23 protein-coding genes and 1 pseudogene are annotated in these 20,743 nt (G+C 63.5%); 20 read left to right on the top strand and 4 right to left on the bottom strand.

Annotation, left to right across the window (positions count from 1 at the left end; genetic code table 11):
* Positions 1–21: 21 nt before the first annotated feature.
* The 8 genes from HOP53_RS08715 (at position 22) to HOP53_RS08680 (ending at position 8,733) form a co-directional block, all read left to right on the top strand.
* Complete coding sequence (locus tag HOP53_RS08715) at positions 22–687, top strand: alpha/beta hydrolase (RefSeq protein ID WP_234269657.1); 666 nt, start codon at positions 22–24, stop codon at positions 685–687.
* A 14-nt stretch (positions 688–701) separates the two neighbouring features.
* Positions 702–1,625 carry a prenyltransferase gene (locus tag HOP53_RS08710; protein WP_234269656.1) on the top strand — a complete coding sequence of 308 codons (924 nt, stop codon included), beginning with the start codon at positions 702–704 and terminating at the stop codon, positions 1,623–1,625.
* A 122-nt stretch (positions 1,626–1,747) separates the two neighbouring features.
* A complete protein-coding gene (trpB, locus tag HOP53_RS08705; protein WP_234269655.1) occupies positions 1,748–2,950 on the top strand; it encodes a tryptophan synthase subunit beta in 1,203 nt (400 codons plus the stop codon).
* Between the two features lie 123 nt (positions 2,951–3,073).
* A complete protein-coding gene (locus tag HOP53_RS08700) occupies positions 3,074–3,298 on the top strand; it encodes a hypothetical protein (RefSeq protein WP_234269654.1) in 225 nt (74 codons plus the stop codon).
* An 11-nt stretch (positions 3,299–3,309) separates the two neighbouring features.
* Entirely contained in the window at positions 3,310–3,978 is a 669-nt protein-coding gene (locus tag HOP53_RS08695; protein WP_234269653.1) for a hypothetical protein, read from the top strand.
* On the top strand, positions 3,975–5,438 hold the full coding sequence (locus HOP53_RS08690) for a complex I subunit 5 family protein (RefSeq protein ID WP_234269652.1): 1,464 nt from the start codon (positions 3,975–3,977) through the stop codon (positions 5,436–5,438). Before HOP53_RS08695 ends, HOP53_RS08690 begins: the two co-directional genes overlap by 4 nt.
* Complete coding sequence (locus HOP53_RS08685) at positions 5,435–6,940, top strand: proton-conducting transporter transmembrane domain-containing protein (RefSeq protein ID WP_234269651.1); 1,506 nt, start codon at positions 5,435–5,437, stop codon at positions 6,938–6,940. The genes HOP53_RS08690 and HOP53_RS08685 overlap by 4 nt, the downstream gene beginning before the upstream one ends.
* Entirely contained in the window at positions 6,937–8,733 is a 1,797-nt protein-coding gene (locus tag HOP53_RS08680) for a complex I subunit 5 family protein (protein ID WP_234269650.1), read from the top strand. Before HOP53_RS08685 ends, HOP53_RS08680 begins: the two co-directional genes overlap by 4 nt.
* Before the next feature lie 127 nt (positions 8,734–8,860).
* Here HOP53_RS08680 and HOP53_RS08675 read toward each other — a convergent pair whose 3' ends face one another.
* Positions 8,861–10,276: a PhoH family protein gene (locus tag HOP53_RS08675; protein WP_234269649.1), complete on the bottom strand. Its 1,416-nt coding sequence runs from the start codon at positions 10,274–10,276 to the stop codon at positions 8,861–8,863.
* 367 nt (positions 10,277–10,643) lie between these two features.
* On the opposite strand from HOP53_RS08675, the gene HOP53_RS08670 reads away from it, so the two are divergent.
* The 4 genes from HOP53_RS08670 to HOP53_RS08655 are packed head-to-tail and all read left to right on the top strand — an operon-like array spanning position 10,644 to position 12,843.
* Positions 10,644–11,288 (top strand): cell division protein ZipA C-terminal FtsZ-binding domain-containing protein, encoded by a 645-nt coding sequence (locus HOP53_RS08670; RefSeq protein WP_234269648.1) that lies wholly within the window; start codon positions 10,644–10,646, stop codon positions 11,286–11,288.
* A gap of 35 nt (positions 11,289–11,323) precedes the next feature.
* Positions 11,324–11,815, top strand: coding sequence for an AAC(3)-I family aminoglycoside N-acetyltransferase (locus tag HOP53_RS08665; RefSeq protein WP_267955224.1), 492 nt, complete (start codon positions 11,324–11,326; stop codon positions 11,813–11,815).
* A gap of 23 nt (positions 11,816–11,838) precedes the next feature.
* Positions 11,839–12,405 (top strand): GNAT family N-acetyltransferase, encoded by a 567-nt coding sequence (locus HOP53_RS08660; RefSeq protein ID WP_234269647.1) that lies wholly within the window; start codon positions 11,839–11,841, stop codon positions 12,403–12,405.
* Between the two features lie 27 nt (positions 12,406–12,432).
* Positions 12,433–12,843: a VOC family protein gene (locus tag HOP53_RS08655; protein ID WP_234269646.1), complete on the top strand. Its 411-nt coding sequence runs from the start codon at positions 12,433–12,435 to the stop codon at positions 12,841–12,843.
* A gap of 6 nt (positions 12,844–12,849) precedes the next feature.
* On the opposite strand, the gene HOP53_RS08650 is transcribed toward HOP53_RS08655, so the two are convergent.
* The gene (locus HOP53_RS08650; protein ID WP_234269645.1) at positions 12,850–13,308 is read right to left on the bottom strand and encodes an Lrp/AsnC family transcriptional regulator; all 459 of its coding nucleotides are present in this window, start codon (positions 13,306–13,308) and stop codon (positions 12,850–12,852) included.
* A gap of 128 nt (positions 13,309–13,436) precedes the next feature.
* Between HOP53_RS08650 and HOP53_RS08645 the strand changes: the two genes are divergently transcribed.
* Positions 13,437–14,432 carry a nucleoside recognition domain-containing protein gene (locus HOP53_RS08645; RefSeq protein WP_234269644.1) on the top strand — a complete coding sequence of 332 codons (996 nt, stop codon included), beginning with the start codon at positions 13,437–13,439 and terminating at the stop codon, positions 14,430–14,432.
* Positions 14,433–14,480: 48 nt separating this feature from the next.
* Here the strand turns inward: HOP53_RS08645 and HOP53_RS08640 are convergent, their stop codons facing one another.
* The gene (locus HOP53_RS08640) at positions 14,481–14,930 is read right to left on the bottom strand and encodes a phosphate-starvation-inducible PsiE family protein (protein ID WP_234269643.1); all 450 of its coding nucleotides are present in this window, start codon (positions 14,928–14,930) and stop codon (positions 14,481–14,483) included.
* Positions 14,931–15,179: 249 nt separating this feature from the next.
* Between HOP53_RS08640 and HOP53_RS08635 the strand changes: the two genes are divergently transcribed.
* The 7 genes and pseudogenes from HOP53_RS08635 to HOP53_RS08605 all read left to right on the top strand — a co-directional run bounded on the left by HOP53_RS08635 (position 15,180) and on the right by HOP53_RS08605 (position 18,789).
* The gene (locus HOP53_RS08635) at positions 15,180–15,557 is read left to right on the top strand and encodes a CidA/LrgA family protein (RefSeq protein WP_234269642.1); all 378 of its coding nucleotides are present in this window, start codon (positions 15,180–15,182) and stop codon (positions 15,555–15,557) included.
* Positions 15,554–16,264, top strand: coding sequence for an LrgB family protein (locus HOP53_RS08630; protein ID WP_234269641.1), 711 nt, complete (start codon positions 15,554–15,556; stop codon positions 16,262–16,264). The genes HOP53_RS08635 and HOP53_RS08630 overlap by 4 nt, the downstream gene beginning before the upstream one ends.
* 40 nt (positions 16,265–16,304) lie before the next feature.
* Entirely contained in the window at positions 16,305–16,880 is a 576-nt protein-coding gene (locus HOP53_RS08625; RefSeq protein ID WP_234269640.1) for a sugar O-acetyltransferase, read from the top strand.
* A 14-nt stretch (positions 16,881–16,894) separates the two neighbouring features.
* Positions 16,895–17,305, top strand: a pseudogene (locus HOP53_RS08620) (fosfomycin resistance glutathione transferase).
* A 64-nt stretch (positions 17,306–17,369) separates the two neighbouring features.
* Entirely contained in the window at positions 17,370–17,957 is a 588-nt protein-coding gene (locus HOP53_RS08615; RefSeq protein ID WP_234269639.1) for a YdeI/OmpD-associated family protein, read from the top strand.
* Between the two features lie 52 nt (positions 17,958–18,009).
* Positions 18,010–18,477 (top strand): nucleotidyltransferase, encoded by a 468-nt coding sequence (locus HOP53_RS08610; RefSeq protein WP_234269638.1) that lies wholly within the window; start codon positions 18,010–18,012, stop codon positions 18,475–18,477.
* A 72-nt stretch (positions 18,478–18,549) separates the two neighbouring features.
* The gene (locus HOP53_RS08605; RefSeq protein WP_422677598.1) at positions 18,550–18,789 is read left to right on the top strand and encodes a DUF6622 family protein; all 240 of its coding nucleotides are present in this window, start codon (positions 18,550–18,552) and stop codon (positions 18,787–18,789) included.
* Here HOP53_RS08605 and HOP53_RS08600 read toward each other — a convergent pair.
* Positions 18,771–20,585 carry a PHA/PHB synthase family protein gene (locus HOP53_RS08600; protein ID WP_234269636.1) on the bottom strand — a complete coding sequence of 605 codons (1,815 nt, stop codon included), beginning with the start codon at positions 20,583–20,585 and terminating at the stop codon, positions 18,771–18,773. The two genes, HOP53_RS08605 and HOP53_RS08600, sit on opposite strands and share 19 nt — an antisense overlap.
* Positions 20,586–20,743: the final 158 nt, after the last annotated feature.

Below are 20,743 nucleotides of genomic sequence, written 5' to 3'. Positions count from 1 at the left end.
ACCACGACGAAGGAACCCGCCATGAGCTATCCCGGCGAACTGATCATCGAGCCCAGAAGCGGCCGCCCGGCCGACGCTTGCGTCTTCATTCTTCATGGTCTGGGCGCCGACGGCCACGACTTCGAGCCCCTGGTGCCGGCGCTGACGCTGACAGAGGGGCTCGACGTGCGTTTCATCCTGCCCCATGCACCGCGGCTGCCGGTAACCATCAATGGCGGTATGGTGATGCCGGCGTGGTACGACATCTACGAGATGAGCCTCGACCGTCGCGTCGATACCCGACAGCTGGTGGCCTCGGCCGAGCGCATCCAGGCGCTGGTGCAGGAGCAGATCGATCACGGCATCGACAGCCGGCGCATCATCCTGGCCGGTTTCTCCCAGGGCGGGGCGGTGGCCTACCAGGCGGCGCTCTCCTTCCCGGCTCCGCTGGGTGGCCTGCTGGCCTTGTCGACCTACTTCGCCACCGCCGAGACCATCGAGCTGAACGAAGCCAATCGCGGGCTGCCCATCGAGATTCATCACGGCTCCTTCGACCCGGTGGTGCCCGAAGCGCTGGGCAAGGCCGCCCAGCAGCGCCTGCAGGCGCTGGAGTATCCGGTCAACTACCGCAGCTACCCCATGGCCCACGCAGTCTGTCCGCAGCAGGTCGGCGACATCGCCGCCTGGTTGAATGCCCGGCTGGGCTAAGACCAACAAATTCCATGACGATCTCTGCGACCACGGTACAGGCCTGCCTGCGCAGCAGCCGGCCGAATTTCCTCGTGCTGGCGCCGCTGTGCGCGGGCCTGGCGATCACCGCGGCCTGGGCCGACGGCCACGCGGTGGCCCCGCTCGATGCCCTGCTGGTGCTGCTCGGGGCGCTGCTGGCACACGCCGCGGTCAACCTGTTCAATGAGCACCACGATTTCCACTCCGGGCTGGATGAGCTGACCGAGCGTACACCGTTCTCCGGCGGCAGCGGCTCGCTGCCGGAGCGGCCCGAGGCCGCCGGTGCGGTGCGCAATGCGGCCATGCTGTGCCTGGCCGGCGTAGTGGCGATAGGCCTCTGGTTTTTGTGGCGGGCAGGTCCGGTGATGCTGCTCTACGGCTTGCTGGGCATCGGCTTGGTGGTGGCCTATACCGCCTGGTTGACCCGTCGCCCCTGGCTCTGCCTGCTGGCGCCCGGCGTCGGCTTCGGCCTGCTGATGGTGGCGGGCGCCTACCAGGCGCTGACCGGCACGCTCAGTGCCACGGCGGTAGCGGCGGCACTCATCCCCACGCTGATGGTCAGCGCGCTGCTGCTGATCAACCAGCTGCCCGATATCGAGGCCGATCGGAGGGTCGGGCGCGACCACCTGGCGATTCGCTTGGGGCCGCTGCGCTCGGCGCGGCTGGTGGCACTGCTGCTGGCGGCCGCCTTCGCCGTGGTGCCGGTGGCCTGGCTGTTCGGCGCGCTACCCAGTGCAGCCTGGCTGACGTGGCTGGCGTCGCCCGCCGTCGCTTGGCTGGTGCGTGGCCTGTGGTCGCTGCCGGCTGAGGTCGAGCAGGGCGAGCTGGCAGCGCTGCTGCCGCTGATGGGGCTGAACGTCGCCCTGCTGCTGGCAAGCTTGACGCTGCTCAACATTGGGCTGGTTATCGCGGCCTGAGCCTCCCGCACCCAAGGTATGCCTCGACATGGCTAATGGCGCTGGGCAAGATGTTTCGATATTTCTTGTCCGCCGTCTTTCCAGCGGCTCTCTTTTGCCATCAGCCATTCAGGATCGCCCCCATGAGCACTTCGCGTTTCGCCAACCTGCCCGATGCCCAAGGTTTCTTCGGTCGTTTCGGCGGCCAGCTCATTCCACCCGAGCTCAAGCGGGTGATGTACGAGATCGACGCCGCCTACGAAGAGATCCGTGTGCGCGACGACTTCCAGCAGGAGCTGGCCGAGCTGTTCGCCGACTACGTGGGCCGCCCCAGCCCGATCTTTCATGCCCGGCGGCTGTCCGAAAAGCTCGGCGGAGCGCAGATTCACCTCAAGCGTGAGGATCTGAATCACACCGGCGCGCACAAGATCAATCACTGCCTGGGCGAGGCGCTGCTGGCCAAGTTCATGGGCAAGACCAAGGTCATCGCCGAGACCGGCGCCGGCCAGCACGGCGTGGCGTTGGCCACCGCCTGTGCACTGGTCGGCATTCCCTGCGAAATCCACATGGGCCAGGTGGACATCGAGAAGGAACACCCCAACGTCACCAAGATGAAGATACTGGGCTGCAAGCTGGTGGCGGTCACCCGCGGTACGGCAACGCTCAAGGACGCCGTGGACAGCGCCTTCGAGGAGTACCTCAAGGATCCGCAGAACTATATCTATGCCATCGGCTCGGTGGTGGGGCCGCACCCGTTTCCCAAGATGGTGCGCGACTTTCAGTCGATCATCGGCCGCGAAGCGCGTGAGCAGTTCCTCGAGCGCCACGGCCGGCTGCCGGATCACGTCACCGCCTGCGTGGGTGGAGGCTCCAATGCCATCGGCATGTTCACCGCCTTTCTCGACGACGAAGCCGTGCACCTGGTGGGCGTGGAGCCCGCCGGCGAGGGTCTCGATACCCAGCGCCACTCGGCCACACTGACCCTAGGCAAGCCCGGCGAGATTCACGGCATGGCCTGCTACGTACTGGAAGACGAGCAGGGCAATCCGATGCCGGTACACTCCATCGCCTCGGGACTCGATTACCCCGGCGTGGGTCCGCAGCACAGCTACCTGAAGGAGCTGGGGCGGGTCGACTACGAGACGGCCACCGACGCCGAATGCCTCGACGCCTTCCTCACCCTGTCACGGGTCGAAGGCATCATCCCGGCCCTGGAGAGCGCCCATGCCGTGGCCTGGGCAATGCGCGTCGCGCCGACGCTGCCTAAGGACCAGCATATCCTCATCAACCTCTCGGGGCGGGGTGACAAGGACGCCGACTATGTGGCAGACAAGCTCGGACTCTGACAGGCTTGGGAGAGAGTCGCCTGCCTGAATTGGCCTTCCGGGGTTGAGTCAGGCAGGATGTGTCCCAAGGTATTGAAAAGAGTGCTGGTCATAAAGGTCATTGAACACAAGGAGACTGTGATGATGCCCGATACGTCCGAAGACATTCGTCTGCCGGTGGCCTGCCCTTCCTGCGGCAGCCACCTCTATCGCGTCAATCAGGTGCGTAATCCCACCGATGAGGTGCACTGCGCCTCCTGCAAGCGTTACCTCTGCGACTATCATGAAGCCGTCGACATGCTCGAAAAAGGTCCGGGCGATGAAGCCGAAGCCTTGATCGAGAAGGTGGTCAACCGGCGGCATCACTGAGGCACCGGCCTATGCCGCCACTGCTTGATGCGCTGCTCGCTCTGATCATGGTGGCATTGGCCGCATTGGCGTTGCTCGACCGCCAGCTGGTACGGGCTTGTGCCTGGTTCGTGGTCTTCGCCGTGAGCGTGGCGCTGACCTGGTGGAGCATGGGCTTTGCCTGGCTGGCGCTGCTCGAGCTGCTGCTAGGCGCGCTGCTCACCGGTGCCTTTCTGTTTCATGCTCTGGATGTGAAGCCGTGGGCTGGGGTGCCCCAGGGGCGCCTGGCACGCTGGCGTGATCCGGTGCCGCTGACCTGGCGTCGCGGGCTGCTGCGCCTGCTGCCGGCGCTGGCGGTATTGGCGATGCTCGGCATGGCGCTGGCAAACCTGGCCGATGCCCCGGGGCCGCTGCGGGCTGGTGGTTTGGGCCTGATCGGGCTGGGCCTGTGGGCCTTTGCACTGCACCGGCACCTGCTGCGTCGGCTGCTGGCATTCAACGTCATCGGCACCGGCATCTTCCTGATCTTGATGGGGCTGGTGGGGGAGCGGCACCCGGCGGCGGGGCATGGGCTGGTAGTGACCGGGCTGCTGGTCGCCTTGCTCGGCACCGCACTTGGGGCGCTGCTGATCAGGCGGCTCAGCGCACTCGAAGTTCGTAGCGCGCATGGCGCTGCCGGAGCAGAGCGGGGCGGCGCATGATCGAGAGGTTGGGCGGCGATTTCGGCGCCGTGCTGCTGGTACTGGGATTGCCCGTGCTGTTGGGCGGGCTGGCAGCGTGCTGGCCGCCACGACGCAGCTGGCCGATCGTGTCGTTCTCTCTGTTGCCGTTGCTGGCGCTGGCGTGGTTGGCTCACCTGGTACTTGCCCAAGGGGGGCAGACCTGGCATATCGAGCTTGGCTCTCTGACGCTGCAGTGGCGCGCCAATGGCCTGACCCTGCTGCTGCTGCTTCTGACTCAGGTCATCACGCTGTCAAGTGCCGCCTACGCCCCGGCGTACTTGCTGGAAGAGATCGGCGAAGAGGGCAAGCAGCTCTGGTTATGGCCGCTGCAAGGCGTGTTGACCACGAGCCTGTCCCTCATCTGGCTGGCCGGCGATCTGCTAACCCTCTATATCGGCCTGGAGCTGATGGGGTTGGCTGCCGTGGGCCTCATGTTGCTGCCCGGGCGAGTGGATGCGCTGGCGGCCGGCATGCGCTATCTACTGCTGGCGCTGGTGGGATCGCTGGCCTTTCTGCTGGGCGTGGCGCTGCTGCTCGGGGCCTGGGGCCGGCTGGATCTGACCGGGCTGGCGCTGGCTGCGGAGCCGGGTATGGTGCTGTGGGTGGCCGTGGCCCTGCTCAGTGCCGGGCTGCTGCTCAAGGCGGCCGCCTTTCCGCTGCACGCCTGGCTGGCACCGGTACACGCTTCGGCCTGGACGCCGGTGAGCGCCCTGCATGCATCCCTGGTGGTCAAGGGCTCGTTCTTCATCGCGCTGCAGCTTTGGCTGGTACTGGTGCCCGAGGCTCGCGTAGCTGCCTGGCTGGTAGGCGGGCTGGGTGCAGCAGCCGTGGTATGGGGTGGGCTGCTGGCCTGGCGGGCGGCCAAGCTCAAGGACGTGGTGGCCTGGTCCACGGTGTCTCAGCTCGGCTATCTGCTGCTGGGCTTCTCGCTGCTGATCGGTACCACCCCTCAGGTGGCGGAAGTTGCCTGGGAGGGCACCTGGCTGCAGCTGGCGGCGCACAGTCTGGCCAAGGCTGGCATGTTCCTGGCTACCGGCAACCTGATCTACTCCACCGGTGAATCCCACGTGAGTGGCCTGGCCGGCGCCAGTCGGCGCATGCCGCTCTCGCTGCTCAGCTTCGGTATCGCCGCCATCAGCCTGATCGGCTTGCCGCCCAGCGCCGGCTTCACCGCCAAATGGCTGTTGCTGCATGCCTCGCTGGAGGCGGGCTACTGGTTGTGGATGGCGGCGCTGGCGCTGGGCACGCTGCTCAGCGCTGCTTATATCTTCCGCGTGTTTCGTTACTCCTTCGTCGAGGATGCCGAGCCGCTGGATTACCGCGGGGTGCCGTGGAGCATGGAGCTCTGCGCGCTGATGTTGGCGCTGGCGTCGCTGCTGCTGGGGCTGGTGGCGGAGTGGCCGTTGATGCTGCTGCGGGCAGCGGGAGGTGGGGCGTGAGTCAGGCCTGGCTGCCGCTGGCCACGCTGGCCACCTCACTGCTGGTGGTGCCGCTGATCTTTGCCCTGCCGGAGCGAGCGTGGCGTGCGCGTACCGCGCTCAACCTCGGTGCCGCCATGATCAAGGTGGTGCTGGTGGCGCTGATGGTGTGGGGGCTCTATCAGGGTGAGAGTTACCGCTTCAGCTTCACCGTGGTGAGGGACGTCACCTTCCTGTTGCAGGTTGACGCGCTGGGGCTGATGTTCGCCGGCCTCTCCTCGCTGCTGTGGCTGGCCACCACGGTCTATGCCATCGGCTATCTGGAAGACTCGCCAAACCGCAAGCGCTTCTTCGGCTTCTTCAGCCTGTGCGTGGCCAGTACCGTCGGCATTGCCCTGGCCGGTAATCTGTTCACCTTCCTGCTGTTCTATGAACTGCTCACGCTCTCCACCTACCCGCTGGTGGTGCACCGAGGGCACACCAAGGCGTTGAATGCTGGCGCTATCTACCTGCGCTATACCCTCACCGGAGGATTGGTGCTGCTGCTCGGGGTGGTGGCGCTGCACGTCATGGTGGGCGACGTGTCCTTTGGCGAGCGCGAGATGCTTGCCGATCTCGGGCCCGAGGCCCATGGACTGCTGACCGTGCTGTTCCTGATCATGCTGCTGGGGCTCGGAGTGAAGGCGGCGCTGGTGCCCCTGCACGGCTGGCTGCCCCGGGCCATGGTTGCGCCGGCCCCGGTGAGTGCGTTGCTGCATGCAGTGGCGGTGGTGAAGGCGGGCGCCTTCGGTATCGTGCGACTGGTGTACGACGTCTACGGCATCGGCCTGACCTATCAGCTGGGCCTGCTCACCCTGCTGGCGGTGATCGCCACCGTCACCATCCTGTATGGCTCGATGCGCGCCCTGGCGCAGCATGAGCTCAAGCCGCGGCTGGCCTTCTCCACGGTCAGCCAGGTCTCCTACATCGTGCTCGGCATCAGCCTGTTCGGGCCCTTCGGTACCATTGCCGGACTGGTGCACTTGATGCATCAAGGGCTGATGAAGGTCACGCTGTTCTACTGCGCCGGCAACTATGCCGAGGAGCTCGGCGTTCATCGTATCGACCAACTCAACGGCGCCGGGAGGCGCATGCCGCTCACCAGCATCGCCTTCACCGTGGGGGCGCTGGGCATGATCGGGCTGCCGCCGGTGGCCGGCTTCATCAGCAAGTGGTATCTGGGCATGGGCGCGGTGCAGGCGAACATGCCTTGGGTCATCCTCGTCCTGGTGGCCAGCAGCCTGCTCAACGCGGCGTACTTCCTGCCTATTCTCTATCGCCTGTGGTTCCGCCCGGGGCCGGCCCACGGCATCGGCGAGTGGCCGGAAGAGCGTCATCTCGGCCGCTTCGAGACCAGCGGCTGGCTGCTGTGGCCGGCGGTTGCCACGGCCCTGTTCAGCATCATGGCGGGGCTGCTCGCCGGGCTGCCGTTCAGTCCCCTGGATCTGGCCACCTTCGTGACCGCCGAGGAGTACACGCCATGATGCCGAGTTTGCTGCTGGCCGTGACGCTGCTCTGGCCGCTGGGGCTGGCGCTGCGCAACGTGCTGCGCCTGGTCATGGAACAGGGTGCTCTGGGCCGCCCCGGCCCGCGCCCCGCGCTGCTCGACTATTGGTGGATCACTGCCCCGGTGCCTGCCTTGCTGTTGGCACTTTGGCCGCAAGAGGCCGTGCTGCTGATGGATGGTTGGCTACTAGGAGGTCAATGGAAGCTGGATGACTCTGGCCGACCCTGGCTGCTGTTCAGTGCCTTGTTGTGGGGGCTGGCAGGTCTTTATGCCCGGGGTTACCTGGTCGCCGAGCAGCAGGCCGCGGAATCGGGCGATGGCGATGCCTTCCGTCGTCTGTTGAGTTTTGCCTTGCTGTGGCCGCTGACCCTGGCCGGCAACCTGCTGCTGATCGTGGCCGAGGACATCCCCAGTTTCTATCTGGGCTTCGCGCTGATGACCTTCGCCGCCTATGGCCTGGTGGTGCATGCCGGTAACCGCGACGCCCACCTGGGTGGCCGTGCCTACCTGATCATGGCGGTGTTCGGTGAGGGGCTGATACTCGGCGGGCTGCTGTGGTCGGCCGGTACCGCGCAGGTGCTCACCCTGACCGAGCTGCGTGCCGGTATCGCTACGGCCGAGCAGGGCGCCTGGATGGCGACGCTGCTGTGGCTGGGCTTCGGCGTCAAGGCCGGGGTGATTGGGCTGCACGTATGGCTGCCCCTGGCGCATCCGGTGGCACCGACGCCGGCCAGCGCCGTGCTTAGCGGGGTGATGGTCAAGGCCGGCCTGGTCGGCTGGATCAGTACGCTGCCACTGGGAGCTGTCGGGCTCGAGTCGCTGGGCAGGGTCGTCATCGTGCTGGGCCTGGCAGGGGCGTTGGGTGCAGCGCTCTACGGCGTGATACAGCGTCATCCCAAGGCGGTACTGGCCTACTCCAGCGTCAGCCAGATGGGCATGATCACCACGCTGGTCGGAGTCGGCATGGTCTCGCCGCCGCTGTGGCCGGGGCTGCTGGTCGCCATTACCCTGTTCGCTGCCCATCATGGCCTGACCAAGGGCGCCCTGTTCCTCGGGGTCGGCATCAGCGAGCATCCGCCCCGGCTGCCGGGCTGGCTGGTCTGGCTGCTGCTCCTGTTGCCGGCGCTGTCACTGGCGGGCGCCATGACCTCGGGCCTGGCAACGAAGTGGACCTTCAAGGAGCTGCTGTATGACGCCGGTCACGGTGGGCTGGTTACCTGGCTCAGCGTGGCGGCCGTCGGTACCACCCTGTTGATGTCGCGAGCACTGTGGCGGCAGTGGCAGGAGCGAGGCAGCTATCGCATCCCTCTGCACTCACCCATGCCGTTGGCCTGGCTGGCCTGCATCCTGGCTGCCTCGAGCGTGCCGCTGTGGGTGCCGCTCGCTGGCCGGCACCCCAACTGGCCGCCGCTGGCGGAGTGGCCGGGCCTGCTGTGGCCGGTATCGCTGGGGCTGGTGGTGGCAGCGCTGATGCTGCTGGCCGCCTTGCGCAGCGAGCGCAAGTGGCGGCGAGCCCAGCGGCTCCTGCCGGGGGATCTGTGGTGGTGGTATGCGTGGCTGGCAAGTCGGCTGCTGCGCCTGCTCAGCGATCTGGCTGAAGAAGGGGAGCGTCGCGGCTCGCTGCTGCGCGGGCGCCTGCAGGCGTGGGAGGAACGAGCCACTGTGGCAATCAGCGAACTGCCGCGCTTCGAGCGCAGCTTCCGCCGTCTGGCCGTACCGCTCATGGTAGGGGTGGCCGTAGTTCTGCTAGTGGGGCTGTGGCTGGGCTAGTCGCCGTGGCCGGGATAAACACTGTGGCCGGGCTAATCACTTTGGCGGTCTCTGAACTACGGCATCGGGCCCGGCGATGCCAGGCCCGACGCTGTGTGCTTGTGCAACTGTATCGCTCGATTCCAGGCTACAGCAGCTCCTCGCCGGCCAGGGCCAGCCGCGAGCGCTCCACGCTGCGCAGCGTCACGTGGCCGGCATGGGGCCAGTTGCTGAAGCGTTGAACCACCGCCGCCATGCCGCAGGTGTTGGCGGTGAGGTAGGGCGTGTCGATCTGGCCGACGTTGCCCAGACAGACGATCTTGGTGTTGCGTCCAGCGCGGGTGAGCAGGGTCTTTAGCTGCTTCGGGGTGAAGTTCTGCGCCTCGTCGATGATCAGAAAGGTGTCGTTGAGGGTTCGTCCGCGCATGAAGCCGGGAGCGCGGATCTGTACGCGTGAGCCGATCAGGCTGCGGGTGGCATCCTGGCTCCAACTGGTGCTGCCGTCGTGTTCGTCGCGCAGCAGGTTGTCCATGTTGTCGTGGAACGCGCCCATCCACGGTGACATCTTCTCCTCTTCGGTGCCGGGCAGAAAACCGATATCTTCGCTCATCGAGATCGGCGCGCGGGTGAAGACGATGCGTTCGAAGCGCTTGGCGTCGAGGGTCTGCTGGAAGGCCGCAGCCAGCGTCATGAAGGTCTTGCCGGTACCGGCACTGCCGGCGATGGTGACCAGATCGATGTCGTCGTCCATCAGCAGGTTGAGGGCGAAGTTCTGGCGACTGTCGTGGGCGTGGACGCCCCAGACGCCATCCTTATGGCGGTAGTTGGTCAGCAGCTGCAGCCGCGCCTGGTTGGGACCCAGTTCGCGCACGATGGCTTCGAAACTGGCACCGTTCTCGCTGTCGGAAACCAGCATGCCCAGATGCCAGTCGCTTGGAATGCGCCCGTCCAGGCGATAGAAGGTGTGGTGGTGGTCGACTCGTTCCACCTCGACTTCGACCTCCATCTGGTCCCAAGGGCCGTTGCTGCCTTCGGCATCGGGATAGATGCGCACGCCTTCGAGCATCACGTCGCTGTCGCTGAAGGCGCGGTCGGTCAGGTAGTCCTCTACCGGCACGTGCAGGGCGGCGGCCTTGACCCGCAGGTTGATGTCCTTGGAAACGAGAATTACCGAGGCATCGGGGCGCTCGTCACGCAGCCGGCAGGTTTCGGCCAGCAGCACGTTGTCGGGGCTTTCTTCCAGGTGCTCCAGTGGCTTCAGTTCCGGATAGCAGAGAAAGCGGAGCTTGCCGAGGGTGGTACCGCCGGCGCGGGGTATCGGGATGCCCCGCTGGATTTCGTCGAAGGTTACCTGATTGGTCAGGTCGGAGAGGGTGCGGCTGACTTGGCGGGCGGTGCGCGCAATCTCGCGCAGGCCGTTCTTGAGCTTGTCGAGTTCCTCGAGCACGGTCATGGGGATGACCACCTCGTGTTCCTCGAACTGGTACAAGGCAGCGGGGTCGTGCAGAAGAACGTTGGTATCCAGCACGTACAACCGCTTGGCTTTCTTGTCGAGTCGTACCATCGGGGCAGCACTCCTGAGTTGACGGCACCAACAACACTGATCTTCACATCATTCCATGGCATGACAGTTCGGTGACTGGCGACCAGCGTCACGTGTTAGGCGGGGCTCCTCCTTGGCTGAGTTACCCTTAGCATGGAGTCTCTCGCTCTGCGGTGCCATCGAAATGCTTCAACGCAGCGTCATGCGTTTCCTATGGTAAAGTCGTGAGCTCACCTTGAGCGGCCGCCAGCGTTGAGAAGTCGGCATGCGCGGCGTGGAAAGAAAGCGTAACATTACGCAAAATAACAATGGCTACGCGTTTGCCCGTCGGGGTGCGAGCAGGTGGCAGGGGTAATAGCGTGGGCCAGTGAAGGTCGAGGTATGCAGGATGGATCCGGTCGTAAGCGTTTTGATCGTGGCGGGTGTGGCGGTGCTGCTGGCAGTGCTGTGTCTCGTCGCGTTCATCAAGAGTCGAAATCAACGTGCCGATGCCGAACTCGCTCCGCGGGTTCAGGCCCGAGTGGTCGATACTCAGCCAGTGCCGTCTCAACCCACCGGCCCCGCGCCGTCCGCTGAGCCGGAGCCGGCCCCCGAGCCGATGCGCCGTTTTCAGGTCGTATCGAGCAAGGAGATCAAGCAGTGCCTGTTCGTGATCCTCGACTGGCCGGGCCTGGACACCAATCGGCGTCTTGCCCGCCTGCTCAAGGAGTACAACGCGCACTACGACGCCAAGCTCGGCGTCTACACCATCCGCGACCAGCTCGCCGGTTACAAGCTGACCATCGCCAACTCCTCGCCACCGGGCACCTTGCCGCCCATTCACGATGGCGATGACCAGCCCACCGTGGCCGGGGTCTCCATTCTGATCCACTTCATCAGCAAGCGCAGCGTGGCACGCAATCCTGAAACGCTGATACAGATCACCCAGGCCATTGCCGACATTGGCGGTCATATTCTCGATGCCGAGCGCAATGCCGTCAGCGCAGAGGAGTTCGAAGCGCTAAGGCAGCAAGCCCAGAGGATGGTTCGCTAAGCCAACGGACGGTTCGCCAAGAGAACATCAAGCCCATGCCCCCCGCTCCTTTCTCTCTGACCCGGCTAACACCCGATGACACGGTGTTGATGCACGCGCTGCTCACGGTTTTCGGCGAGGCCTTCAACGAGGTGGAAACCTATGGCGCCGCGCGCCCGGGGCAGGCCTACATGGAGCGGCTGCTGGGCAGCGACACCTTTATTGCCCTGGTGGCCCGCAAGGGCGATGAGGTAGTCGGTGGCCTGGCTGCCTACGTGCTGCACAAGTTCGAGCAAGCGCGGAGTGAGATCTATATTTATGATCTAGCCGTAGGGAAAGCGCATCGCCGGCAGGGCATCGCTACCGCCTTGATCGAGCACCTGCAGAGCCTCGCCGCTCAGCATGGTGCCTACGTGGTCTTCGTTCAGGCGGATCATGGCGATACCCCTGCCATTGAACTCTACACGAAGCTGGGTAAGCGAGAAGACGTGCTGCACTTCGATATCGCCGTGCCATTGCAACCAGGGCCGTCCAGCCGACACCGATAAACGAGCGCTGCCAGGGAGGTGCCATGTTCGAATTGGAAACGCCGCGTTTACGGCTACGACCGCTGGCTACTGCCGATGTGCCCGCGCTTGCCGATATGCTTGCCGACCCCGAGGTGATGCGCCATTCGCTGCACGGCGTTTGCGACGAGGCGGCGACACGCCTGTTCCTGGATTGGTGCTTCGGCTGCTACATCCAGTACCGCACCGGCCCGCTGGCCATGGTGAGCAGTGAAAGCGATCAGTTCGTCGGCTTCTGCGGTGTCTCGCCCGAGCAGGTAAAGGGCACGACCGAGTGGAACCTGGGCTACCGGCTCGCCAGGCCCTACTGGGGCCAGGGCCTTGCCACCGAGGCGGCCGTCGCCGCGCTGGATCACGCCTTCGAAGAGCGGGGCTTCGATTCGATCATCGTGCTGGTGGAGCCGGATCATTCAGCTTCGCTGCGGGTGGCTGAAAAGGTGGGTTTCGATCGTTTCGAGACGCTGAGCCTCAACCAGCAACCGGTGCGTCTCTACCGCATGCGGCGTAGCCAGTGGCAGCATAAGGCAGTCGCCCGCGCCGAGGCTGAGCTCTCAGCCGTAGTTAGCAAATAGCAGACCTTGCGCAGTACGGGAGGCAACATGAAGCCACGAATCAGCATGATCACGCTCGGCGTGCGCGATCTCGCGGCGTCGATTCGATTCTACGAAGAGGGGCTGGGCCTGCCGCGCATGGAATCGCCACCCGAGGTGGCCTTCTTCACCCTCAACGGCACCTGGCTTGGGCTCTACGGCCGCGAGGCATTGGCCGAGGATGCCGGCGTATCTCCCGAGGGGAGCAGTTTCTCCGGCATCGCCCTGGCGCACAACCTGTCTTCCGATGAAGAGGTCGACGAGCTGCTGGAGCAGGCGGTTGCCGCCGGTGCCAAGCTGGTCAAGCCGGGCCAGAAGGTGTTCTGGGGCGGCTACTCCGGTTATTTCGCCGACCCAGATGGGTATCTGTGGGAAGTTGCCCACAACCCCTTCGTCTGGGTCGGGCCGAAGGACGAGTAGCTCGCGCTAACCACCCAGCGGCATTCGCGTCTCGAATTTCGTGCGCTTGCGTGAAATCAGTGTGCGGAACTTGTGCACGTCGTCGCTGGCATCGAAAGCGCGGTCGCAGAAGCGATCGTAGCTTGCCATGTCGGGTACGCTGACTATCAGCACGAAATCCACCTCGCCAGTGACCTGATAGCATTGGGTCACTTCAGGCGATGCTTCCATCTGCTTGATGAAACGGCCATAAAGAGATTTGTCGTCGCGTGACATGGTGACTTCCACCACCATGTGCAGACCGGCACCAAGGGTTTCGGGTGCGAGGATCGCCACTTCACGCTGAATGATGCCGCTCTGCTTCAGGCGGCGTACGCGCTTAAGGCATGCGGAGGGCGAGAGTCCAACACGCTCCGCCAGGGCCTGGTTGGTTAGGCTGGCATCGCATTGCAGCTGATCGAGGATCCTCAGGTCGAGTCTGTCCATGGTGCAGGAAATGTCCCTCGCGACTCTCAAAAAGCCACATTCTTCCCGTTTCGCTTGAAGAACGCCATCGCCTTGTGCGGCAAATGAGTAAAGTAAGCAGCTGGCTAACTGACTGACGGAACCCACCTATGACACAACGACGCCTTACCTCTCTTTTCGGTACGGGGGGTAGTCTGCTGCGTGAAGCCGCCAAGGTGTATTGGACTCTGCTCAAGGTGTTGGTGCCGGCGCTGCTGATCGTGAAAGCGCTCGAAATGCTGGGCATGACCGAACTGCTCAGCCAGTGGCTGTCTCCGCTGATGTCACCTCTGGGGCTGCCGGAGCCGCTCAGCGTGGTATGGGCCGCCACGCTGCTGACCAACCTCTACACCGGCCTGGTGATCTTCTTCGAGGTTACGCGGGATACGCCGCTGACCGTGGCGCAGGTCACGGTGCTGGGCGCGCTCATGGCCGTGGGTCATTCACTGCCGATAGAGGGGGCAGTAGCGCGCATGTGCGGCGTGCCCTGGTGGTTGACCGTGCTGCTGCGTGCAGGCGGTGCCTGGCTGTTGGGCTGGCTGCTGCATCTGAGCTATTCATGGGGCGGCTGGCTGCAGCATGCCAACCAAGTGGTGTGGGAACCCGCGGTCCAGGATGCGACACTGACGGCCTGGCTGCAGGGGCAGGCGGTGACGTTGGCGACCATCTTCGTGGTGATCTTCGCGCTGATGAGCCTGCTCAAACTGCTGCGCTGGCTGGGCGTGGAGCGGCTGATCCACAAACTGCTCTATCCGCTGCTGCGGCTGCTGGGCATCGGCCCGGCGGCAGCCAACATCACCGTCATCGGGATTACCCTGGGACTCACCTTCGGTGCCGGCCTGCTGCTGCGTGAGGCGCGCTCGGGACGCCTGACCCCTCGGGACATCGTGCTCACGCTCTGTTTCCTCGGCCTGTGCCACAGCCTGATCGAAGACACGCTGTTGATCATGCTGATGGGAGCGGACCTCTCCGGCCTGCTGTGGGCGCGGCTTGCTTTCGCCCTGGTAATCATTGCCGTGTTGGCCAGACTGCCTTGGTTGAAGCAGGCCAGTATGCCCGCCTGGCTGTATGTCGAAAGAGCGCCGAATCGTCCCACCCCGGGGTAGGCCCAAGGCGAAGTCCCAGCGGGCCTACCCGGTATACTCACTCGATAATCAGGGCCTGCGTGTCACCAGCCAGTGTGTGATGCCCAGTGCGAGCACCACGGCGGCAATGGCCATGATCTCCATTGCGGTAATGTAGTCGGTGTCCATGATGATCACCTTACGAGCAATGGCCATCAACGCCGTGGCGATCACCAGTTGGATGGGCAGCATGTTGGTGCCCAGGTAGAGCCGAATGTTGATGAATATCTCGATGGCGATCAGCACCACCATGAAGGCACTAAAGATGGCGAAGATATCGCTCACCTCGAACAGCATGAACGGTGGGGTCATGAGTCGGGTATAGAGCATGTAGACCACATCGATCACGCCCCAGATGATCACGAAGACCATCAGAACCGAGAGAGCCTTGACGGCATAGCGAATGATTCGATGCAAGTGACCGATGAGCGGATCTTCATGTTCCTGGGGGAGCTCGTCATGGTGCAAGCGATGTTTCATGAGCCGCTTCGGGGATTCTTTGTGTGTCGATTCCATGGGTTTCGTCCTTACGCTCCACCGGGCCACGTTGCCTGCCGGTTTGACTCAATCTTCGAGCGAAAGGTTTAGCGCGGTTGGGTCACGCTACCCCGTCTCTTCAGCCACCCCGATGTAGCGTAAGCATGCTAATCTTTATCGCTGGCTCCGGGCCGGCAGCAAACCTGCCGTAAGATCGTTCGGAGCGCTCTCTTTTCCTGGTGTGGAGATGGCATGAAGCTGTTGCGCGGTTTCCTCTGGCTACTCGGTTTCCAACTGCTCGGCCATGCCGTCGTCGAGCTGCTTTCGCTGCCGGTTTCCCATGCCATGGCGGGGCTTCTGCTGCTGTTGGCCTGGCTGCTGGTCAAGCGGCGTCTGAACGAAAGCGTGGCCACCGCGAGCCAGGCGCTGATCCCCCTGCTCGCCATGTTGATCATGCCCGGGGTAGTGGGGGTGTTCTTCGTCATCGACGAGTTCGCCGGCCACTGGACGGCAGTCATGATCGCGCTGGGGGTGGGCACCTTCCTCAGCGTGCTCACCACGCTGTGGCTGGTGCTGCGATTCATGCCCAAGGAAGCCGACAGCGGCGACGAGCGGGGGCGCCTGTCTTGAACGCGCTTTACGACTCGCTGCTCGACACTCCTACCCTCGCCGTGGCGCTGACCCTTGCCGCCTACCTTGGCGGTGTGACCCTGTTCGAGCGCATGGGCCGACCGAGCTGGTGCCCGGCGGTGCTGATCGGTGCCGTATTCACGGCAGCCGGCCTGTGGCTGCTGCGCTACGACTTCGCCGACTATCAGCGCAACGTCGCCTGGCTCACCCTGCTGCTGGGCCCGGCCACCGTGGCCTTGGCAGTACCGCTCTATCAGCAGCGGCAGCACATCTTCGCCCTGTGGAAGCCGATTCTCTGCAGTCTACCGCTCGCCGCCGTGCTGGCGGCCTTCTATGCCGTGCTCATCGCCTGGCTGCTGGGCGCCCCACCCGCGGTGCTGGCCTCGCTGGCGCCCAAATCGGTCACCGCACCGCTGGCCATGGGCATTCAGGAGCAGATCGGCGGCTCGCTCTCGCTGATGCTGGGCGGCCTGCTCATCACCGGAGTGCTCACCACCATTTTCGTCTCGCTGCTGGCGCGTCTGCTCAACATCACCGACCAGCGCATACTCGGCTTCGCGCTGGGTGTGAACGGCCACGCCATCGGCATCGTGCGCGCCTTCGAACTCGGCCCCAAGGCCGGCGCTTTCGCCTCTCTCGGCATGAGCCTGGTCGGCCTATTCAGCGCATTGTTCCTGCCGCTGGCGTGGAAGCTGTTTGGCGGCTGATTGTCGATAGCTGTCATTCCGCCAATAACAAGGAGACCGCATGATCGAAAAAGAGAAAATGCTGGCCGGCGAGCTCTACGACCCCCGCGACCCGCAGCTGCTTCGTGAGCGCCATCGTGCCCGCCTGTTGACCAAGGCCTTCAACGACACCAGCGACGCACAGGGAAAGGAGCGCAAGCGGCTGCTGAGTGAGCTGTTCGGTGCCATGGGCAAGGGCACCTTCATCGAGCCACCTTTCCACTGCGACTACGGCGGCAACATAACGCTGGGCGAAAAGGTCTTCTTCAATTTCAACTGCGTGATCCTCGACGTGGCGGAAGTCACCATCGGCAACCACACCATGTTCGGCCCGGGCGTACAGGTCTATACCGCCACCCACCCGCTCGATGCCGAAGAGCGCCGCAGCGGCCTGGAAGCCGCCAAGCCGATCACCATCGGCGATGACGTATGGATCGGCGGTGGGGCGATTCTGTGCCCCGGCGTCACCATCGGCGCCCGCTCGGTCATCGGTGCCGGCAGCGTGGTGACCAAAGACATCCCCGAGGACGTGTTCGCCGCGGGCAACCCTTGCCGGGTGGTACGCCCGCTCAAGGAAGAAACCCCTGACCGAGGCTGACTGAGGAGAGGGGCATGATCACCGGCATCAATCACCTGACGCTTGCAGTTCGCGATCTTGAACGCTCCTTCGACTTCTACACCAGGGTGGTGGGGCTCCAGCCGGTGGTGAAATGGGCTCGGGGCGCCTATCTTCAGGCTGGCGATGACTGGATCTGCCTGTCGCTCGACGACGAGACGCGCACTGGTCCGCTGCCTGAATATACCCACGTCGCCTTCAGCGTCAGTTAAGGGGCCTTCGCCCGCTGTACCGACGCCATTCGCGAGCAGGGGGTAGCGATCTGGAAGGAGAATCGCAGCGAAGGCGACTCCCTCTATTTTCTCGATCCGGATGGCCACAAGCTGGAGATTCACTCCGGCGATCTGCAAAGTCGACTGGCGGCACTGCGAGACACTCCCTATGAAGGGTTGGAGTGGTTCATATAGCAGGGCTCAGGAGTGAGTAAGTACTGACTGGGTAGCCTCGTCGCCAATAATGAGAACAAGGACAATGAACGAAACCAATCCAAAAGTGGAAGCCTTGCTGAGCCAGCCGCAATGGCATGATGAGCGCAAGAGGCTGCGCGCAATAGCGCTCTCATGCCAACTGAGAGAAAGTGTGAAGTGGGGCAAGCTTTGCTACTCGGTGCAGAACGGCAACGTAGCCATCATCTTCAGTATGAAAGACTATTGTGCACTCGGATTTTTCAAGGGCAGCTTGTTGAAAGACCCGGCAGATATCCTCGTCGCTCCCGGGGAGCACTCCCAGGCGATGCGCCAGTTCCGCTTCACACAACTGAGCGAGATAGAAGCGCAAGCCGCCATACTGGAAGCCTATCTCCTTGAGGCCATCGAGCTGGAGAAGGCTGGTGCCAAGGTGGACTTCAGTGAGAAACATGAGCTGACGTACCCGGAAGAATTTCAGACCGCGCTGGATGGAAACGCTGCCCTGAAAGCTGCCTTCGAAGCGCTCACCCCTGGCCGCCAGAGAGGCTACATTCTGCATTTTTCCGGCGCCAAGCAATCCAGCACGCGAGCGTCACGAATCGAGAAGTGCATGCCCGATATTCTAGCCGGAAAGGGGCTGAATAGCCGCTGAATTCGGGCGTGATGGGTTAGTGAGTACTGACTGGGTTGTAATGGGAGGCAGCGTGCATCAGGAAGCCATTAAATGGATCGCAGGTTTGCTGCGGAACAGAAACATACCTTTTCTGATCTGTGGCGGGCTGGCGGCAAAGGGGTACGGTTCCGAGCGCGATCTGAACGACGTCGACTTGTTCGTTCCCGATGATCGCTTCTCAGAAGTGGTGGAGGCAGGCCAGGAGTTCATAACCAAGCCTGCTGCTCACTATCGTGAGGAAGGCTGGGACCTGACCTACGTACAGTTCAAATATGAAGACATCAAGATCGAAGTAGGGTGTGCCGCTGGAGCGAGCATCTTCGATAAGGAAAGCCAGACATGGATTCCGCTTGATATCGATTTCTCTCGCTATGAAACCAGGTACCTCCTCGGCGTGGAGCTTCCAATGATGCTTAAAGAGGATCTGGTTCGCTATAAGCTGGCATTGTCACGACAGGTGGACCTGGAAGACGTCCGGGCAATTTGTGGGCAAGGGTAGGAGGGCCGTGTTGGAAGTCGCCCCCTAGAAGGCCTTTCCCGGGTTAGTAAGCACTGACTGGAGGGGCTGGCTGTGCCTCGCTATGCTGGGGCGAAGCCAGGCAGCTGGCTTCCGCTCGCGCTCATGCTGACGATCTTCTGCGCCAAGTTTGCCGTCGGCGTGATTATCGGCATGCAGCTTCCCCTCGCCGGTACGGCCGCTTTTGCCAGCGTCGTCAGTCTCGTATACGGCCTGCTCGGCGGCATGTTCCTGGGCCGAGCCGTGGTGATCTGGCGCGCCGCGCAACCCACCTCTCATGGCGCCAACACATAGCTTCCCGGCGCGTCGGTCAGGGGAGGGTACTGTTGGCTACCCATGCCTGGCGGCGGTACCTGCTCGGTGGAATGGGCCGCTAGCCACTGATGCCACGCCGGCCACCAGGAGCCGTCCTGCTCGGGCGTGATCTGCAGCCAGGTTTCCGGATCCAGATACGCCTTCTCATGCTGTGGCACTGACATCCGAAAGCGGCGGCCCGGATGCCCCGGTTCACTGACGATACCCGCGTTGTGCCCACCGCTGGTCAGCACGAAGGTGACCTCGTCGGTATCCGCCAGCAGATGGATCTTGTAGACGGACTTCCAGGGTGCCACGTGATCGGTGGTGGTACTGACGACGAACAGTGGCGCCCGAATATCCTGAATCACGACCGGTCGGCCATCCACCCGATAGTGCCCATTGGCCAGATCGTTGTTCAGGAACAGCTGGCGCAGATACTCGGAATGCATGCGGTAGGGCATGCGAGTCAGGTCCGCATTCCAGGCCATGAGAGCATTCATGGGCTGGCGCCCGCCGAGGAGGTAGTCATGCACGATGCGCGACCAGATCAGATCGTTGGAGCGCAGGATCTGGAAAGCGCCGGCCATCTGGTAGCCGTCGAGATAGCCCTGATCCCACATCATGTTTTCCAGGTACGAGACCTGGCTCTCGCCGATGAACAGCATCAGTTCGCCGGCTTCGGTGAAGTCCACCTGAGTGGCCAGGGTGGTCAGGGAGGCCAGCCTCTCGTCGCCATCCCGTGCCATGGCCGCCGCCGCGATGGAGAGCAGCGTACCGCCCAGACAGTAACCCACCCCGTGCACCTTGTGGTTGCCAGTGATGGCACAGATTGCATCCAGCGCCGCCATCGGTCCCAGCCGACGATAATCCTCCATGCCGAGGTCGTGATCCTCCGAGCTCGGGTTGCGCCAGGAGATCATGAAGACGGTATGGCCTTGGTCCACCAAGTATTTGACCAATGACTGGGAGGGAGAAAGGTCGAGAATGTAGAACTTCATGATCCAGGCGGGCACGATCAGCACCGGTTCCGCGTAAACCCGTTTCGTCGTAGGTGCGTACTGAATCAACTCGATCAGGTGATTTCGGTAGACCACCTTGCCGGGCGTGACTGCCAGGTTCTTGCCTACGCGGAACGCCTCGGCACCGACCGGCGGTTTGCCGGACACGGCCCGTTCCCAGTCCTCGATGAAGTGCTGCCAACCCACCACCAGATTCTGTCCACCGGTCGCCATCGTGGTAGCAACCACTTCAGGGTTCAGCCACGGGGAGTTGGATGGCGAGTACCGGTCGAGTATCTGGCGTGTGATGAAGTTCACCACCCGCTCGCTCTCCGGTGACAGGCCGTCGATCTCGCTGGTGGCGTTGTGCCACCACTGCTGGGTCAGCAGAAAGGATTGATAGATCAAGTTGTACGGCCAACGCTGCCACTCCTCGCCGCTGAATCGCAGGTCCTGCTCCAGCGGCTCGATACAGGCAGCGGCACCGGACCCCGCCGCCACGCGATTGAGGTATTGTCCGAACCGCGTGAGCTTGCGGGTGTACTTCTCGCCCAGCTCCAGTTGCTTGCCTGGGGAGAGCACCAGGTGGACCAGCCATTCGAAATAGACGCTGGCCAGGCCGGCCGGAGTGATGCCGGCGGTCAGCCTGGCCAGGTTGGCCTTGAAGGCCCGGTCCATGGCATGGGTGGAGTAGAACCCTGGGTTGGGGCGCTCCGCAGTAGCGGGTAGTCGTTCACAGGGGGCGTCCCGGGGAGTGACATCAGGGTCGGACGGGTTGGGTGAATCGGGCGACATGACATGGCCTCCATGATCGAGGCGGGGTGGCCGCGGGCAATCGCCGCCGTAGTGGTCCGGTGAACTCAAGCACCAGTATTGCAGGCTTCGTCGCTTCGGCCATTGATATTCATCAAACTTACCTGGGATCAAGAGCCTCTGCCTACTTCCGTCCTATT

The sequence above is a fragment of the Billgrantia ethanolica genome (genome assembly GCF_021404305.1).
Lineage (GTDB): Bacteria > Pseudomonadota > Gammaproteobacteria > Pseudomonadales > Halomonadaceae > Halomonas > Halomonas ethanolica.
This window is presented reverse-complemented; position numbering and strand designations above follow the sequence as displayed.

Excerpts from the sequence above, each read along its gene's own strand:
- HOP53_RS08715 (WP_234269657.1), top strand. The coding sequence starts at position 22 with ATGAGCTATCCCGGCGAACTGATCATCGAGCCCAGAAGCGGCCGCCCG.
- HOP53_RS08710 (WP_234269656.1), top strand. The coding sequence starts at position 702 with ATGACGATCTCTGCGACCACGGTACAGGCCTGCCTGCGCAGCAGCCGG.
- trpB (WP_234269655.1), top strand. The coding sequence starts at position 1,748 with ATGAGCACTTCGCGTTTCGCCAACCTGCCCGATGCCCAAGGTTTCTTC.
- HOP53_RS08700 (WP_234269654.1), top strand. The coding sequence starts at position 3,074 with ATGCCCGATACGTCCGAAGACATTCGTCTGCCGGTGGCCTGCCCTTCC.
- HOP53_RS08695 (WP_234269653.1), top strand. The coding sequence starts at position 3,310 with ATGCCGCCACTGCTTGATGCGCTGCTCGCTCTGATCATGGTGGCATTG.
- HOP53_RS08690 (WP_234269652.1), top strand. The coding sequence starts at position 3,975 with ATGATCGAGAGGTTGGGCGGCGATTTCGGCGCCGTGCTGCTGGTACTG.
- HOP53_RS08680 (WP_234269650.1), top strand. The coding sequence starts at position 6,937 with ATGATGCCGAGTTTGCTGCTGGCCGTGACGCTGCTCTGGCCGCTGGGG.
- HOP53_RS08675 (WP_234269649.1), bottom strand. The coding sequence starts at position 10,276 with ATGGTACGACTCGACAAGAAAGCCAAGCGGTTGTACGTGCTGGATACC.
- HOP53_RS08670 (WP_234269648.1), top strand. The coding sequence starts at position 10,644 with ATGGATCCGGTCGTAAGCGTTTTGATCGTGGCGGGTGTGGCGGTGCTG.
- HOP53_RS08665 (WP_267955224.1), top strand. The coding sequence starts at position 11,324 with ATGCCCCCCGCTCCTTTCTCTCTGACCCGGCTAACACCCGATGACACG.
- HOP53_RS08660 (WP_234269647.1), top strand. The coding sequence starts at position 11,839 with ATGTTCGAATTGGAAACGCCGCGTTTACGGCTACGACCGCTGGCTACT.
- HOP53_RS08655 (WP_234269646.1), top strand. The coding sequence starts at position 12,433 with ATGAAGCCACGAATCAGCATGATCACGCTCGGCGTGCGCGATCTCGCG.
- HOP53_RS08650 (WP_234269645.1), bottom strand. The coding sequence starts at position 13,308 with ATGGACAGACTCGACCTGAGGATCCTCGATCAGCTGCAATGCGATGCC.
- HOP53_RS08645 (WP_234269644.1), top strand. The coding sequence starts at position 13,437 with ATGACACAACGACGCCTTACCTCTCTTTTCGGTACGGGGGGTAGTCTG.
- HOP53_RS08640 (WP_234269643.1), bottom strand. The coding sequence starts at position 14,930 with ATGAAACATCGCTTGCACCATGACGAGCTCCCCCAGGAACATGAAGAT.
- HOP53_RS08635 (WP_234269642.1), top strand. The coding sequence starts at position 15,180 with ATGAAGCTGTTGCGCGGTTTCCTCTGGCTACTCGGTTTCCAACTGCTC.
- HOP53_RS08625 (WP_234269640.1), top strand. The coding sequence starts at position 16,305 with ATGATCGAAAAAGAGAAAATGCTGGCCGGCGAGCTCTACGACCCCCGC.
- HOP53_RS08615 (WP_234269639.1), top strand. The coding sequence starts at position 17,370 with ATGAACGAAACCAATCCAAAAGTGGAAGCCTTGCTGAGCCAGCCGCAA.
- HOP53_RS08600 (WP_234269636.1), bottom strand. The coding sequence starts at position 20,585 with ATGTCGCCCGATTCACCCAACCCGTCCGACCCTGATGTCACTCCCCGG.